This is a genomic window from Leifsonia sp. 2TAF2, assembly GCF_052115085.1.
Lineage (GTDB): Bacteria > Actinomycetota > Actinomycetes > Actinomycetales > Microbacteriaceae > Leifsonia.
Genome location: NZ_JBFRFY010000001.1, coordinates 1,185,650 through 1,200,507, shown reverse-complemented (window position 1 = coordinate 1,200,507; position 14,858 = coordinate 1,185,650). Strand labels below are relative to the sequence as shown.

At 70.1% G+C, this 14,858-nt stretch carries 15 protein-coding genes; 4 read left to right on the top strand and 11 right to left on the bottom strand.

Going from position 1 to position 14,858, the window contains the following annotated elements:
• Positions 1-79 precede the first annotated feature (79 nt).
• The 4 genes from AB4Z18_RS05760 to AB4Z18_RS05745 are packed head-to-tail and all read right to left on the bottom strand — an operon-like array spanning position 80 to position 4,107.
• Positions 80-1,153 (bottom strand): ABC transporter ATP-binding protein, encoded by a 1,074-nt coding sequence (locus tag AB4Z18_RS05760; RefSeq protein ID WP_441781736.1) that lies wholly within the window; start codon positions 1,151-1,153, stop codon positions 80-82.
• 1 nt (position 1,154) lies between these two features.
• Positions 1,155-2,009 (bottom strand): ABC transporter permease, encoded by an 855-nt coding sequence (locus AB4Z18_RS05755; RefSeq protein WP_441781735.1) that lies wholly within the window; start codon positions 2,007-2,009, stop codon positions 1,155-1,157.
• Complete coding sequence (locus tag AB4Z18_RS05750) at positions 1,997-2,992, bottom strand: ABC transporter permease (RefSeq protein ID WP_441782975.1); 996 nt, start codon at positions 2,990-2,992, stop codon at positions 1,997-1,999. Before AB4Z18_RS05750 ends, AB4Z18_RS05755 begins: the two co-directional genes overlap by 13 nt.
• The gene (locus AB4Z18_RS05745; protein ID WP_441781734.1) at positions 2,971-4,107 is read right to left on the bottom strand and encodes an ABC transporter substrate-binding protein; all 1,137 of its coding nucleotides are present in this window, start codon (positions 4,105-4,107) and stop codon (positions 2,971-2,973) included. Before AB4Z18_RS05745 ends, AB4Z18_RS05750 begins: the two co-directional genes overlap by 22 nt.
• Before the next feature lie 139 nt (positions 4,108-4,246).
• Between AB4Z18_RS05745 and AB4Z18_RS05740 the strand changes: the two genes are divergently transcribed.
• Both AB4Z18_RS05740 and AB4Z18_RS05735 read left to right on the top strand, forming a co-directional pair.
• Positions 4,247-5,464: a winged helix-turn-helix domain-containing protein gene (locus tag AB4Z18_RS05740; RefSeq protein ID WP_441781733.1), complete on the top strand. Its 1,218-nt coding sequence runs from the start codon at positions 4,247-4,249 to the stop codon at positions 5,462-5,464.
• A gap of 20 nt (positions 5,465-5,484) precedes the next feature.
• A complete protein-coding gene (locus tag AB4Z18_RS05735) occupies positions 5,485-5,925 on the top strand; it encodes a hypothetical protein (RefSeq protein ID WP_441781732.1) in 441 nt (146 codons plus the stop codon).
• 183 nt (positions 5,926-6,108) lie between these two features.
• On the opposite strand, the gene AB4Z18_RS05730 is transcribed toward AB4Z18_RS05735, so the two are convergent.
• Genes AB4Z18_RS05730 through AB4Z18_RS05720 form a run of 3 tightly spaced genes read right to left on the bottom strand, consistent with a single transcriptional unit; the run spans position 6,109 to position 8,306 of the window.
• Complete coding sequence (locus tag AB4Z18_RS05730; RefSeq protein ID WP_441781731.1) at positions 6,109-6,843, bottom strand: ABC transporter permease; 735 nt, start codon at positions 6,841-6,843, stop codon at positions 6,109-6,111.
• Positions 6,840-7,646: an ABC transporter ATP-binding protein gene (locus AB4Z18_RS05725; protein ID WP_441781730.1), complete on the bottom strand. Its 807-nt coding sequence runs from the start codon at positions 7,644-7,646 to the stop codon at positions 6,840-6,842. Before AB4Z18_RS05725 ends, AB4Z18_RS05730 begins: the two co-directional genes overlap by 4 nt.
• Before the next feature lie 33 nt (positions 7,647-7,679).
• Positions 7,680-8,306 (bottom strand): TetR/AcrR family transcriptional regulator, encoded by a 627-nt coding sequence (locus tag AB4Z18_RS05720; protein WP_441781729.1) that lies wholly within the window; start codon positions 8,304-8,306, stop codon positions 7,680-7,682.
• 219 nt (positions 8,307-8,525) lie between these two features.
• Between AB4Z18_RS05720 and AB4Z18_RS05715 the strand changes: the two genes are divergently transcribed.
• Together AB4Z18_RS05715 and AB4Z18_RS05710 are read left to right on the top strand one after the other, a co-directional pair.
• Entirely contained in the window at positions 8,526-9,092 is a 567-nt protein-coding gene (locus tag AB4Z18_RS05715; RefSeq protein ID WP_441781728.1) for a LemA family protein, read from the top strand.
• Between the two features lie 7 nt (positions 9,093-9,099).
• Positions 9,100-9,987, top strand: a complete 888-nt coding sequence (locus AB4Z18_RS05710) for a M48 family metalloprotease (RefSeq protein ID WP_441781727.1) — start codon at positions 9,100-9,102, stop codon at positions 9,985-9,987.
• A gap of 230 nt (positions 9,988-10,217) precedes the next feature.
• Here the strand turns inward: AB4Z18_RS05710 and AB4Z18_RS05705 are convergent, their stop codons facing one another.
• Genes AB4Z18_RS05705 through AB4Z18_RS05690 form a run of 4 tightly spaced genes read right to left on the bottom strand, consistent with a single transcriptional unit; the run spans position 10,218 to position 14,720 of the window.
• Positions 10,218-11,531, bottom strand: coding sequence for a D-arabinono-1,4-lactone oxidase (locus AB4Z18_RS05705; RefSeq protein ID WP_441781726.1), 1,314 nt, complete (start codon positions 11,529-11,531; stop codon positions 10,218-10,220).
• Positions 11,528-12,817 carry an amino acid deaminase/aldolase gene (locus tag AB4Z18_RS05700; protein WP_441781725.1) on the bottom strand — a complete coding sequence of 430 codons (1,290 nt, stop codon included), beginning with the start codon at positions 12,815-12,817 and terminating at the stop codon, positions 11,528-11,530. The genes AB4Z18_RS05705 and AB4Z18_RS05700 overlap by 4 nt, the downstream gene beginning before the upstream one ends.
• On the bottom strand, positions 12,817-14,073 hold the full coding sequence (locus tag AB4Z18_RS05695; protein ID WP_441781724.1) for an MFS transporter: 1,257 nt from the start codon (positions 14,071-14,073) through the stop codon (positions 12,817-12,819). Before AB4Z18_RS05695 ends, AB4Z18_RS05700 begins: the two co-directional genes overlap by 1 nt.
• Positions 14,070-14,720: a TetR/AcrR family transcriptional regulator gene (locus AB4Z18_RS05690; protein ID WP_441781723.1), complete on the bottom strand. Its 651-nt coding sequence runs from the start codon at positions 14,718-14,720 to the stop codon at positions 14,070-14,072. Before AB4Z18_RS05690 ends, AB4Z18_RS05695 begins: the two co-directional genes overlap by 4 nt.
• Between the last annotated feature and the right edge of the window lie 138 nt (positions 14,721-14,858).

The following is a 14,858-nucleotide window of genomic DNA, read 5'->3' as shown; positions in this document are numbered from 1 at the left end:
GAGTCGCGGATCAATGCAGCCCGGGCGCCACGCCGGGCCCCTTCACAGCTGCCGGGCCAGCGTGTATCCGCGGTCGCGGTCACACGCCCGCGACGGTGCGTTCCGCCACGGTCACCGGCGACCCGGTCAGGCCGAGCTCGACGCGGTCGCCGGGCTCGGGTCGCTCGCGCGCACCGTGCTGCAGCGACAGTTCGGTGCCGTCCTCGAGCCGCACCCGCGTGCGACGGAGCGCCCCCAGGAAGCTGGTGGTGAGCACGACGGCGGGGATGCCGGCGGCCGTGAGCAGCACATCCTCCGGCCTCAGGTAGGCGGTGACCGGGCCGTCGGCCGCCGGGGACGCCAGCGGAACCTCCTGCCCGAGCACTCGCAGCCTGCCGTCGGCGACCGTCCCCTCCACACGGTTCGTCAGCCCCACGAACTCTGCCACGAACGCCGTCTCCGGGCGGTGGTAGAGCTCCTCCGGGCTGCCGATCTGCTCGATCCGGCCCGCGCGCATGACGGCGACGCGGTCGGCGACGGCGAGCGCCTCCTCCTGGTCGTGGGTGACGAAGAACGTGGTGATGCCGAACTCGGTCTGGATGCGGCGGATCTCATCCCGCAGCTGCACCCGCACTTTGGCGTCGAGCGCCGAGAGCGGCTCGTCGAGCAGCAGGACGCGCGGCTCTGTCACGAGCGCCCGGGCAAGGGCGACACGCTGCTGCTGACCCCCGGACAGCTGGTGGGCGTAGCGGCCGGCGTGGTGGTCGAGTCCGACGAGCTCCAGCGCCTCCGCGGCGCGGCGTCGGCGATCGACGGGCGCGACTTTCCGCATCCGCAGGCCGAACTCGACGTTCTGGCCGACGGTCAGGTGCGGGAACAGCGAGTACGACTGGAACACCATCCCGAGGTCTCGGCGGCTGGTCGGCTCGTCCGTGACGTCGCTGCCGTCGATCAGGATGCTGCCGCTGTCCACCCGCTCCAGCCCGGCGAGCGAGCGCAGCGCGGTGGTCTTGCCGCAGCCGCTCGGCCCGAGCAGGGCGATGAGCTCGCCGGGCGCTGCGACCAGGTCGAATCCGGAGAGCCCGGCGCCGCCGCCGAAGTCGCGGACGAGGTCGCGCAGTTCGACGGTCGAGCCGGTGCGGGACGAGAGGAGTGGGGTGTCGAGGGCGGTCATGTCAGCCTTTCGCTGGACGCCGGCGACGCACGCTCACGAGGCGGTCGACGACGATGAGGAGGACGAACGCGAACACCAGCGCGAGGAGCGCGAAGATGACCGCGACGAAGGGGTCGGATTGCGACACCAGCAGCAGGGAGGTCTGCAGGTTGACGCGGGACAGCAGCGAAGCGATCGTGAACTCGCCGAGCACGACGGCCACCGACAGGGCGGAGGCGGCCAGGATGCCGCGGCGCAGGTTCGGCACCAGCACTGCTGAGAAGACGGTCGCCCAGCCGGCGCCGAGGGACCGCGCCGCCTCACTCAGGGTGATCATGTCGACGGCCGCGACGTTGCTCTGGATGGCGCGATAGGCGTACGGCAGCACGGTGATGCCGTACGCGAAGGCGAGCGTCCAGGCGCCTGAGCCGAAGACCTCGGTGACCACGGCGTACGTCGGCGCGAGGCCCACCACCATGACGATCGCCGGGATCATGATCGGCAGCAGGCAGACCGCCTCCAGCAGCCGCCGGAGCTTGGGGAACCGCAGCTCGACCAGCACGATCGTCGGTAGCAGCACCAGCAGCACGATCGCGACCGTCACGACGGCCAGCACCAGGGAGTTGCCGAGGCCCTGGTACACGCGGTCGTACCGCGTCGTCTCGCCGGAGAAGACGGCGACCCAGCGGTCAAGGTTGTAGACGCCGGGCTTCGCGGTGCGGAGGGTGAACTCCACCATGGAGAACAGCGGGATGAGGAAGAAGAGCCCGAGCACCGTCCAGATGACCGCGCGGACGGCCGGCCCCGGTCCCAGCCGGAGCTGCGGCGCAGGACGGCGGCGTGGCCGTGCCTCGACGGCGCGGCTCATCGCTGCCACCTCGCCGTGCGGCGGACCAGCGCCGAGTAGCCGAGCATGACGACGACCATGACCAGCAGCATCCCGAGGGCCATCGCGCCCGCCAGGTTGGCGCGACCGAGCACGGTCTCGCTGATCAGCGCCTGCCGGATCTGCAGCGAGACGATGTTGTTCGCCTGGCCGACCAGCGCAGCGGCCGTCGCGTACGAGGAGAACGCGTTGGCGAAGAGCAGCAGCAGGCTGCCGAGGAACGACGGCAGCAGGATGGGGCCGCCCACGCGCGTCCAATAGGTCCAGCGGCTGCCGCCGAGGGTCGCCGTCGCCTCCAGCCACTGGGGCCGCAGACCCTCCAGCGCCGGCAGGAAGGTGATCACCATCAGCGGGATCTGGAAGTAGAGGTACGGCAGGATGAGCCCGGGAACGGTGTACAGCCAGATGCCGTTCTCGTAGATGTTGATGTGGGCGAAGTTCCGCAAGAGCACGGTGACCAGTCCCTGCGCGCCGATGGTCGCGATGAACGCGAAGGCGAGCATGACACCACCGAACTGGGCGAGGACGCTGCTGGCCGAGTCGACCAGCGAGCGCGCCACCCCGCCGGGGCGCGAGCGGAGCATGGCGAAGCAGAGCGCGGCGCCGGCGATCGCGCCGACCACCGCGGTCACCGCCGAAAGCCAGAAGGCGCCGAAGAATGAGCCGGCGATGGCCGGCTCGGCGAGGCCGGTGAGGTTCGACCAGGTGAAGCGGCCCGCGTCATCCACGAAGCCGCTGCCGACCGCGACCACGGTCGGCACCGCCAGGAACACCACGACGTAGAACGCGAAGGGTGTCAGGCCGAGGACGGCCGCGACGCCACGGCCGCGCCGGCGGGTGCGCTCGGCGGGTGGTCTGGCCGACGACGGCTGCCGCCGGATCTCCGTGACGGAGACTCCGGCGGCAGCACGGTCGACCGCCGGCGCCGCAGCGCCTGTGACGGTCTCGGTCATCAGCCGACCGCGTTGGCCCAGGTGGAGCTGAGCAGGGTGCCCGCGTCGGTTGCCTGCTTGTCGGTCATGACGGCGACCTCGTCCAGCTTGCCCGGGAACTCGTCCTTGTCGAGCGTTCCGGCCTTCTCCATGGCGTCGACGCGCGCCGGGTAGGCGCCACCCTTCAGCCAGGCGTTCTGGGCTGCGTCGCTGTAGAGGTACTCCTCCCAGAGGCGCGCGGCCGCGGGGTGCGGGGCGTCCTTGTTGATGGCCTGGTTGTAGTAGCCGACGTACGCGGTGCCCGGGAGCACGACGTACTCCCATTTCACGCCGCCGCCCTTGATGGTGTCGGAGGTGGCGTAGCCCTTCTGGTTGAACGACCAGTCGAGCAGCACAGGGGTCTCCCCCGAGGCGATGGTGTTCGGCTTGCCGTCGGCGGCGTTCCAGTTGCCCGCCTTCTTCAGCTTCGCGAACCAGTCCACGCCCGGCTTCAGGTCGTCGAGCGTCCCGCCGTTCTGCAGGCTGGCGTAGGCGACGGCGCCGGCTGCGGCGGCCGCCTGGGTCGGGTTGCCGTTGAGCGCGACGGCGCCCTTGAATTCCGGCTTCAGGAGGTCGTCGAACGACTTCGGCGCGGTCTTGATCTTGTTGGCGTCGTAGCCGACCGCCATGACGCCGTAGTAGCCGACCTTCCAGAGGCCGTCCTTCTCCTTCTGGGCCTCGGGGATGTCGTCCCAGCCGGTCGGCTTGTACGCCGCGAAGTACTGCGTGTTCGCCAGAGCCACAGACGAGCCGATGTCGAAGGTGTCTGGCGCCGTGTCCTGGCCCTTGAGCTTCTTCGCGGCGTCGATCTCCTCCTGGCTGGACGCGCTGTCCTGGCTCGGGTTGATCGTGATGCCGTACTTCTTGGTGAAGCCGTCGAAGATCTCCTGGTAGTTCGCCCAGTCGCCGGGCGTCGCGATGATGTTGAGACTGCCCTCCTTCTTCGCGGCGGCGACCAGCGCATCCATTCCGCCGGCCGACGTAGCGTCGGTGGCGGTGGCGATCGCGGCGGAGTCGGTGGTGCTGGCATTCGCGCCGCCGGAGCAGGCGGACAGCGAGAGTGCGACGACGGCGGCCGCGGCGGCAAAGCCTGCGACACGTGCGCGCTTGTTGATCACGGGTTCCTCCAGTGCAAGGTGTCGCCCGGGCGGAGCGCCCGGACGTCGTCACGCTAGAAAGGCCAGACGTCCGGCCGGTCGCGTGCCGGTGACGGGATGATGAACGTCGAGTGTCCGAGGTTGTCGGTAAGGTCGAGCCGTGGTCGAACAGGTCTCCCCCGCGCTCGCGCGACGCATCGCGCTCGCCGCGCAAGGTTTCGGGAGGCCGCGCCCGGCCGTCGTCGGCACTCGGCAGCTGAACGGGCTCATCGACCGGCTGGGGCTGCTCCAGATCGACTCCGTCAACGTGTTCGAGCGCAGCCACTACCTGCCCGCGTTCGCACGCCTGGGTGGGTACGACCGCACGCTGCTCGACCGGCTGACCTACGACGCGCGCAGCCCGCACACCGAGTATTGGGCGCACGAGGCCGCCTTCATGCGCAAGGAGGACTGGCCGCTGTTCGCCTGGCGGATGCGCGAATACCGGAAGAGCTACGGCGGCCCGGGCAGCTGGTACGAGGTCAACGAGAGCACTGTCGACTGGCTGCGCGGTGAGCTCGCCGCCAACGGGCCGCTGCTGGCAGGCGAGATCGAGCACGATGCGAATCACCGCACCGGCCCCTGGTGGGGATGGTCGGAGGTCAAACGCGCGCTCGAGCGCATGTTCCTGTTCGGTGAGGTGGCCATCGCGGGCCGGACGCGCTTCCAGCGCCGGTACGCCCTCACCGCCGACGTGCTGCCCGCTAGCGTCCTCGACCGCACGGTGAGCGACGACGACGCCATCCGCGAGCTGCTCCGCCGCGCCGCCGTCGCGCACGGCATCGGCACCGCCCGCGACTTCGCCGACTATTACCGGATCAAGGGCCCGCGCGTCGCCGTCGCGCTGCAGGAGCTCGAGGATGCGGGCGAGCTCGTCCCGGTGCAGGTCCCGGGCTGGGAGAGCGCGGGCCGGCCGGTGCGCGCCTGGATGCACCGCGACGCCCGCAAGCCGCGACAGCTGGAAGCCGCCGCCCTGCTCTCGCCTTTCGACCCCGTGGTCTGGTACCGCGACCGGGCGCTCCGGATGTTCGGCTTCCACTACCGCATCGAGATCTACACTCCGGCCCCGAAGCGGGTGTTCGGCTACTACTCGCTGCCGATCCTCCTCAACGACGCCCTGGTCGGCCGCATCGACCTGAAGAGCGACCGGCAGGCGGGCGTGCTGCGCATCCAGTCAGCGTGGACCGAACCGGGAGCGCCGCCGGCGACGCTGGATCGCCTCCTGCCGCTGCTCGCGGAGACGGCGGCCTGGCAGGGGCTGGAGCGCGTGGAGGTCGCGGAGGGCGCCCGCGGAGACCTCGCGCCGCTGCTCGCGACCGCGCTCGCAACACCGCTCTAGCGGGGAGTAGGGTGCGGTTCATGACGTCACCGCTGGACTACTTGGACGAGGACGGGGCCGACGAGGCCGACTACGAATCGCCGATGCGCGAGCTGTACGCCTACCGCGACGGCGACACCTGGCTCGGCGGCATCGTCACCGGGGTGAAGCCGCACGGCACGGCGGACGGCCGGACCCTCGTGCAGTTCGACGAACGGCTCTGGGTGCCGGCACACGAGGTCAAGCGGTCGGACCACTACATCGCAGTGCTGCTCAACCCCGACTCCGAGGTCTATGGGGAAGTGATCCAGTCGTGCATCGATGGGAAGCCCAAGGAGACCATCCGCGACGTCTCGATCGTCGGCGGTGACAACGTCGGCACCGAGTGGCGCGTGATCGACGAGCCGCAGACCGGCACCCGGGTCCGTTACCGCTACACGGGCACCGCCGAACTGCAGGTTCCGGACGAGGCGAGGGCGTAGCCGCGCCGTGGTCGCCCACAGGCCGTCCCACACTCCCTGCTCGCTGCGGTCGGAGATCCGCGGCCTTCCGTCGGAGATGCAGGTCTGATTCGTAAGAAGACTCCATCCGCACCGCGGTCCGTCGGGGATCCGGAGCACTTTCTCCGACGCAAGTAGGAGTCGGCGTGGAAGGATCGGCGCCGGTCAGGCCGTGCGGCGCTGGAGGGTGAGGGCGCCGAGGATGACGGCGGCGAGCGCGAACGCGCCCAGGATGAGTAGCTGGCCGCCCACGTAGGCAGCGTCGTGCGTGTCGCCCGCGACGGCGTTGAGCGCATCCACCGCGTGCGACAGCGGCAGCCAGTCGCTGATCTCGCGGAGGCCCGCCGGCAGGTCGTCGCGCGGGAGGAAGATGCCGCCGAGCAGGATCTGCGGGAAGACCAGCAGCGGCATGAACTGCACCACCTGGAATTCCGTGCGGGCGAACGCGCTCGCGAACAGGCCCAGCGTGCTGCCGAGCACCGCATCCACCACCGCGACCGCGACGAGCAGCCAGGGGTCTCCCTTCACATCGAGACCGCACACCCAGATCGCGTACGCCGAGGCGATGAGCGCCTGGACGATCGCGATCAGCCCGAAGGCGATCGTGTAGCCGAGGATGAAGTCGCCGCGGCCGAGAGGCATCGACAGCAGCCGCTCCAGCGTGCCCGTGCGGCGCTCCCGGAGGGTCGTGATCGAGGTGACCAGGAACATCACGATGAACGGGAACAGCGCCAGGATGGCCGGACCGATCGTCGCGAACACCGGAGTGTCGGTGAAGATCCAGGCCACCAGGCCGATGAGCAGGCTCGGCACGACCAGCAGCAGCACCACAGTGCGGGGGTCGTGCCGGATCTGGGTGAGGACGCGGCCGGTGGTCGCGAGCGTCCGGGTCGGGTTCATCGTGCCCCCTCCTCCGTCTCGGGCAGAGCGTGTCTCGCTTGATGGCGACGGAGCAGCGCGAGGAAGGCGCCCTCCGCGTCGGCGGCACCCGTCTCGGCGAGCAGCTGCGCGGGCGTCGCGTCGGCCAGCACGGCTCCCTCCCGCATCAGGATGAGACGGTCACAGCGGGTGGCCTCATCCATCACGTGGCTGGAGACCAGCAGGCTCGTTCCCGCCTCGGCCAGCCGGTGGAACAGGCCCCACAGTTCGACCCGCAGCAAGGGGTCGAGCCCCACCGTCGGCTCGTCGAGCACGAGCAGGTCGGGCGAACCGAGGAGCGCGGCGGCGAGAGAGACGCGGCTGCGCTGTCCGCCGGAGAGGGTGGAGACGAGCCGGCCGGAGTGCTCGGCCAGGTCCGTTGCGCCGATGGCCCGATCCACGTCGTCGCGCCCGGCGCCGAGCACCCGGCGGAAGTAGTCCAGGTTCTGCCGGATCGTCAGGTCGTCGTAGACGCTCGCGGCCTGCGTGACGTAGCCGACGCGGTGACGCAGCACGGCCGAACCGGCGGGCTGGCCGAGCACGGTGACCGTCCCGCCCTTCACCTTCTGCACGCCGACGATCGCACGCATCAGCGTCGTCTTGCCGCATCCACTCGGTCCTAGCAGCCCGACGACCTGCCCGCGCCGGATGTGCAGGTCGAGGCCCGGGATGACATCGGTCCTCCCGCGACGCACGCGCAGCGCCTCGATCGCCACCGCGGGCTCGAGGGCAGCGTCGACCGTCGTGTCGGCCGTCGCCCCGGCACCATCCCGCGAATTCATCATGTGCTGAATTATTCGCCTGCCGATGCCCGTCCGTCAAGAGACCGGTGTGCCGGCCGCTCCGAACAGGTGGTACTGGAGCACGGGACCGACGCGGCGCACCAGCTCGTCGGCCGGAGCGGTCGCGATCGGCTCCACTTGCAGCCCGTAGCGCGTCATCATGACCCCGACAAGCTGTGAGGCGGCGAGCTCGGCCCGCAGGGTCGCATCCGGCTCGTCGGAGAGGGCGGCGAGTTTGGAGAGCACCTCGCGCGTCAGGAACTCGCGCACCATCCGGGTCCCGGGTCCGCTGCCGAGGACTGTGCGCAGGATGACGACGATGCGCCGGGCCGACTTCTCGTCGTCCAGCTGCTCCAGCAGGTAGCGCACCAGCGATTCGCCCACCGCGTCGCGCGGACCGGCGAGCACGATCTCGAGCATCCGGTCCGGGCGCAGCGGCGCCTCCAGGGTGGCCGCGAACAAATCGGCCTTGCCGTCGAAGTAGTGGTGGACGAGCGCCGAGTCGACGCCGGCGCGCCGGGCGATGGCGCGGAGGGATGCGGCCTCGTACCCGCGCTCGGCGAACTCCTCGGCCGCCGCGCGGAGGATCCCTGTGCGCGCCGAACCCGCCCCGCGTTCTTTGCGCGGCCGTCCGGGACGCCGGCGCTCCGCCACCTCGCTCACGCCCCCATTGTGCACCCGGGCCGCCTGCGGCGGTCTGCCGGGTGCGCGGCCCGGGTGTGCGGCCGGGTGCGTCTGCGCGTGCCTATCGGCGCCTATCCACTGGCCAGGTGCTTGCTTCGAGTGTGATGGGAACGCCGTGGGAGCCGCCTCCCCCGAAGCTAGGATGTCGACAACGCATCTGCGTCACCCGAGGCTTGGCACACAAGGAGTTCTGCGAACATGGAATGGCTCATTCCGGTCATCATCGTCGTCGTCATCGTGGCGATCATCGGGATCTACTTGTGGGCCACCTACAACTCCCTCGTCACGCTGAAGGTGCGCGTCGACGAGGCGTGGAGCGACATCACGGTGCAGCTCAAGCGTCGTGCCGACCTCATCCCGAACCTCATCGAGACGGTGAAGGGCTACGCGGCGCACGAGAAGGGCGTCTTCGAGTCCGTCACTCAGGCGCGCGCCGAGACGCTGTCCGCGCAGAGCCCTGGCGAGGCGTCCGTCGCCGAGAACCACATGCAGACGGCACTGAAGAGCATCTTCGCGGTGGCCGAGGCGTACCCGCAGCTGCAGGCGAGCCAGAACTTCCTGCGGCTCCAGGCCGACCTCGTCGACACCGAGGACAAGATCCAGGCCTCGCGCCGGTTCTACAACGGCGGCGTGCGGGAGTTCAACACCAAGATCAAGGTGTTCCCCAACAACATGTTCGCCCGACGTCTGGGCTTCACCGAGCGCGAGTTCTTCGAGGTCGACAACCTCGCCGCGATCGCTGAGCCCCCGCGCGTCCAGTTCTAGGGCGTAAATGTACAGGGCGATCGCCAGGAACAAGCGCAACACCGTCTTCATCATCCTGCTGTTCCTGGTCCTCATCGGTGCGCTCGGATGGCTGGCGGCGTACATCTACCAGAGCTACACGATCCTCGTCGTCGTGCTCGTCGGAGCGGTGCTCTACGCCGTCTTCCAGTACTACCTGGCGAGCAGCCAGGCGCTGAGCATGTCAGGCGCGGTCCCGATCACGAAGGCCGACAACCCGCGGCTCTGGAACGTCGTCGAAAACCTGTCGATTACGACCGGCACCCCGATGCCCGCCGTCTACGTCGTGAACGACCCAGCGCCCAACGCCTTCGCCACCGGGCGTGACCCACAGCACGCATCGGTCGCCGCGACCACGGGGCTCCTCGACATCATGACCGACGCCGAGCTCGAGGGCGTCATGGCGCACGAGCTCGGGCACGTCCGCAACTACGACATCCGGCTCGGGATGATCGTCTTCGGCCTGACGGTCGCGATCGGCTTCATCGCCGACATCTTCCTGCGCATGGCGTTCTTCGGCGGCAACCGCAACAACAACAACAACGGTGGCGGGAACCCCGTGGTGCTGGTCTTCGGGCTGATCGCGGCGATCGTCGCCCCGCTGGTCGCCACGCTGGTGCAGCTCGCCGTCTCGCGGCAGCGGGAGTACTTGGCCGATGCGACCGGCGCGATGACTACGCGGCATCCGGATGCGCTGGCCAGCGCCCTCCTGAAGCTCGAGGCGTACGGCCGGCCGATGCGCAAGCAGAACTCCTCGATGGCGCACCTCTGGATCAACGACCCACTGAAGCCGGGCGTCATGGCGCGGCTGTTCTCGACGCATCCGCCCATCCCCGAGCGCGTCGAGCGCCTGGAGAAGATGGGCAGCACCTTCTAGGGCGCCGCACCCGGGTTCGTCTCGGAGGCTTCGCCGAGTCGTGAGTCGTTGCGTGCTTCCGCGCCCAGTTGCCACATCAGGTCAGCACTCGTCACGGCTGGGGCCTCGGGCTTGCGTCGGAGGAAGCTCCTCAGATCTCCGACGGGCCGCGGTATGGATGGAGATTCGTATTGGATGCGGCCGTTCCTCCGACGAAAGGCGCGAAATCGCCTACGAAAGGACCACCGAAGTCAGGGGCCGAGGACGCGGCGGAGGTAGGCGTTCTCGAAGCGGCGCTCCGGGTCGAGGCGGTCGCGCACGGCGAGGAAGTCGTCGAAGCGCGGGTACACCGTCCGCAGGGAGTCCGCATCCTGACGGTGCAGCTTGCCCCAGTGCGGCCGGCCCTCGTGCGCGACCATGATCTCCTCGACCGCCGAGAAGTACTCGCGGTGGTCCTCCCGGTAGTAGCGGTGCACCGCGATGTAGCCGGTCTCGCGCCCGTACGCGGTCGACAGCCAGTTCTCGTCGGGAGCAGCGCTGCGCACCTCTATGGGGAAGGAGATACGCCACCCGCGACGCTCGATGAGCGCCCGCACCTCAGCGAGCGCCTCGGGCACCGCCTCCCGCGGCAGGGCGTACTCCATCTCGCGGAACCGCACAGTGCGGTTGGTGACGAACACGCGCGGCGAGTGGTCGGTGAAGTCGCGGTTGCCGGTGAGGCGCTGCGCGAGCCGGCTGAACGGCGGGATGACGCCGGGCGCGACCGTCCCGAGCGCGCACACTCCCCGGTACACGCCGTTGGCGAGCAGTTCGTCATCGATCCAGCGGCCGACGCTGGGCAGCGGCGCACGCCCGGCGGTGAGCGGGAGCCTGGTGTTCGTCTTGGTCAGCGCGGTCTCCGTGTGCGGGAACCAGTAGAACTCGAAGTGGTCCTCCCCCGCCGAGCGTTCGACGTAGCTCTCGAGCGTGGCGTGCAGCGGCTCTGGACGCTCGACCGCCTGCAGAAGGTAGGCGGGCACGCACTGGATGGTCACATCCACGATGACGCCGAGAGCCCCGAGTCCCAGGCGCGCGGCGGGGAGCAGCTCGGCGTTCTCGGTCTCGTCGATCCGCAGCAGCTCGCCGGTCCCGGTGACGAGGGTGAGGCCGACGACCTGCGTCGCCAGGCCCCCGAACGAGCCTCCCGTGCCGTGGGTCCCGGTCGAGGTGGCGCCCGCAATGGTCTGCCGGTCGATGTCGCCCATGTTCGTAAGCGCCAGGCCGTGCGGACGCAGCAGCTGCGGGAGCTGGTGCAGATGCGTGCCCGCCGCGAGCGTCACCCGGCCGCGCTCGAGGTCCACATCCACGATCCCCGTCAGGTCTTCGAGGTCGAGTTGCACGCCGGGGGCGACGGCGATGCCGGTGAAGCTGTGTCCGGCGCCGACCGCCTTGATCCTCATCCCCTTGGCCGCGGCCGCCTGCACCGCGCGCTGCACCGCTTCGGGCGTCGCCGGCCGTTCGACGCGTTGCGGGCGCACGGCCTCGGTCCGGCCCCAGTTGCGCCAGAGCCCTCCCGCTGCAGTCACAGGAAGACCCTGCCGTCGCCACGATAGGTGGGCGCGACACCGACCACGCGAGCGCGACCGTCGACCGTGTCGATGAGCTGGAACCCGTCGAGGTGCTCGCTCAACTCGCCGGACTTGGTGTGGCGCAGCCAGACCCGGTCGCCGATGCGCATCAACGCGGCCGCGGCTCCCGTCAGCGGCGTCTGAACCTCGCCGGCCATCTCCCGCGCCACCATCGACACCCCGGTCGGCCACTCCACCTTCGGGAGCCGGTCGGGTCCGGGAGGGCCGGAAGCGATCCAGCCGCCGCCGAGCAGCACGGCGGTCTCGGCGTTCGGTCGGCGCACCACCGAGAGGGCGAAGGAGGCGGCAGGCGCGGGATGGAAGGACCGGTAGGTGTCGAACAGGTGTCCGCCGAACAGGCCGCTGCCGGCGGCGACCTCGGTGACGGACTCGTCGGAGGCGGTGAACTCGATCGAGCCGGTCCCTCCGCCATTCACGAACTCGAGGTCGGCGAGGCCGCGCACCGCCGCGACCGCCTCCCTGCGCCGGCTGAGCAGCTCCTCGCGCGAGTTCTTCTGCACCCAGCGGAGGGTCGCACCCCACGCGGGCTTTCCGGGTGGGTTGTCGCCCTGGCCGGCGATCTGCGCCTCGTAGGCCATCATCCCGACCAGCGCGAAGCCCGGACGGCGCACGATCTCCTCGGCGACGGTGCGGACCGAGCCTGCCGAGTAGAGCGGTGAGCGGAACACGCCGACATGACCGAGCACGGGCGCGAGCCAGGACGCGTCGAGCTCCAGGCAGAGCCGGATGGTCTCGCGTTGCGCGGGCGGGACGACCGCGTCGATGAAGTCCAGGTGGGCGACCGAGTCGACCATCAGGGTCACCCGCGCGGCGAGCTCCGGGGAGGCGGCCAGGCGGGCGATGGCGGCGCGGTCGGCCGTCGGGTAGCCGACCACCACATCCTCGATCGGCGGATGCTCGGCGTCGCCCTCGGCCAGCCACAGCGCCTCGGGGAGCGTGTACGCGAGAACTCCCGCATAGCCGGGAAGGGCGAGCACGGCATCCATCACCGAGCGGACGCGCACCGACTTGGAGGCGACGCGGATCGCTTTCGGCGCACGCCCGGGCGCTGCCGCCCTCCGCAGCATGTCGTGCGCGTTGTGACGGAGCGCCGGCAGGTGCAGCACTCCCAGCGGCGGGTCGAGCCGCGTGGTCGCCGCCGACAGCGACGGCCAGAACACGTCCGGTGTCGTCCAGGTGCGCTCGGAGGCGGCAGGAGGGGTGGACAGGTCGAGGTCGGTCACTACCGCACCGCTTTCACTCGGGCGACCGCGAGCGCGCCGGCGAAGGCGAACACGGCCGAGAGGACGAAGAGACCCGCGAAGCCGCCCAGGGCCGCGACGATCAGCGCGCCGAACAGGGGCGCCACCGCCTGCGGCACCGCGAGGGCGATGTTCATGATGCCGAGATCCTTGCCCCGGTTCTCGGCGTCGGGCAGCACCTGGGTGGCGAGCGCCTGGTCCACCGACAGGAAGCAGCCGTAGCCGATCCCGAGCAGACCTGCTGCGACGATCGCGACCGACAGTTGCGGAACGAACGCGAGCAGCAGCGCCGCGATGCCCTGAACCGCGGAGGAGGCGAACACGAACGCCTTCCGCCGCCCGAGCCGGTCGGACAGCCGCCCGAGCACCAGCGACGCGATGATCACGAACACCATGTAGACGAGGATCAGGATGAGCAGGTCGTCATCCGCATTCGGGTCGCGGAGCCCGAACTCGAGGAAGTAGAGCAGCAGGGACGTGCCGAACGCGTTGCCGAAGTTGACGAGCACCCGGCTGAGCAGGGTCCAGCCGAAGTCGGGATGCTCGCGCGGGCTGATCCACAGCCCCTCGATGACGCCGCGCATCGTCATCCGTTCGCGCAGCTCCCGCGGCAGCACGGCGTCCGGCAGGAAGAGGAACGGCAGCACCAGGACAAGCAGCAGCACGGCCATCGCGGTGTAGCCGATGAGGGCGCCGGTGAAGACGTACGTCACGAGTGCGACGCCGAGGATGATGCCGATCGCCTGCGGTGCGCTGATCCAGCCGCTCACGTAGCCGCGCTGGTCGACGGGAACCTGGTCGCTGATCGTCGCGGTGAGGGCGGCCGTCAGGATGCAGAAGCCGGTGAGCGCGAGCGACCAGAACACGCCCATCCCGACCAGTGTGGTCTGGAAGCCGAGGAGCACGAGCGAGATGGCGAACACCACCGCGCCCGCGGCGATCCACGGCCGTCGGCGCCCGAACCGGCTGGTCGTGCGGTCGGAGAGCGCGCCGGTCAGCGGGTAGGCGATGATCGCGCAGACGCCGGAGATGCCCGAGATCACGCCGAACGCCATGACGTTCTGCACCCAGTCGGTGGTGTTCAGCTGGGTCTGCACCTGGTCGGGCAGGAGCTTCTGGATGGGCGCGAGCTGCGCCATCCACACCCCGAGCCAGCCGACGGCGAAGGCGGCGATCCACCGGCCGGGAACCTTGCGGACCGGCTCGGCGAAAACCGCCGGCGTCGTGGTGTTCGTCATCGTGCACCTGCGTTCGTCGAGGGGCGGGTGGCGGATCCGGCTCGCGCCGGGGTCGTGAGGGCGGCCAGCGCGTCCGCGCAGACATCCATGACAGCGGCCGCGGCGGTGTCGTCGCGGGTGACCAACCAGGCCACGGTGAGGCCGTCGGTGAAGGAGACCAGGATGCGCGCAATCTCGTCGAGGGGACGCATCCACTCACTCCCGGTGAGCGCTGCGACCTCGGCCGCGGCTTGCGCGGCGACCTCGTGGTAGCGCGCGTACTGCCGCCGCGCCAGCGGTTCGAAGCCGGGCTCGCGGAGCGCCCAATGGGTCAGCTCGAACATCGCCTTCTCGCGGTCGGGGTCGGCGCGCACGCCGTCGAAGTAGCGCTGGAGGGCGAGGCGGATCGCGTCCCGCATCCGGATCGCCTCGGTGCCGGCCGTGAGCGCGGGCGCGAAGTCGGTCTGCTCGCCCTGCACCGCCGCCTCGATCAGTTCGGCCATCAGTTCGTCGCGCGAGGAGAAGACGTAGTGGAAGCTCGCCAGCGGCATTCCCGCCTCGGCGACGATACGTCGCGTGGTCGCCGCAGCGACACCGTCCCGGGCGATCACCCGCAGCGCGGCCTGCACCAGTGCGGTGCGGCGGTCTGCGACCGGGATGCGCGTCATCCGGACTCCTGAAGGCTCTGCCGCGCACCGTCGCGCGGGAGAAAGTGGGACACCTGACCCAGATCACAGTATGCCGTAAATGTGGCGATCCGTTTGACAGCGGAGTCCCGTACCCCCTGGAATGGGGTGGAATGCGGG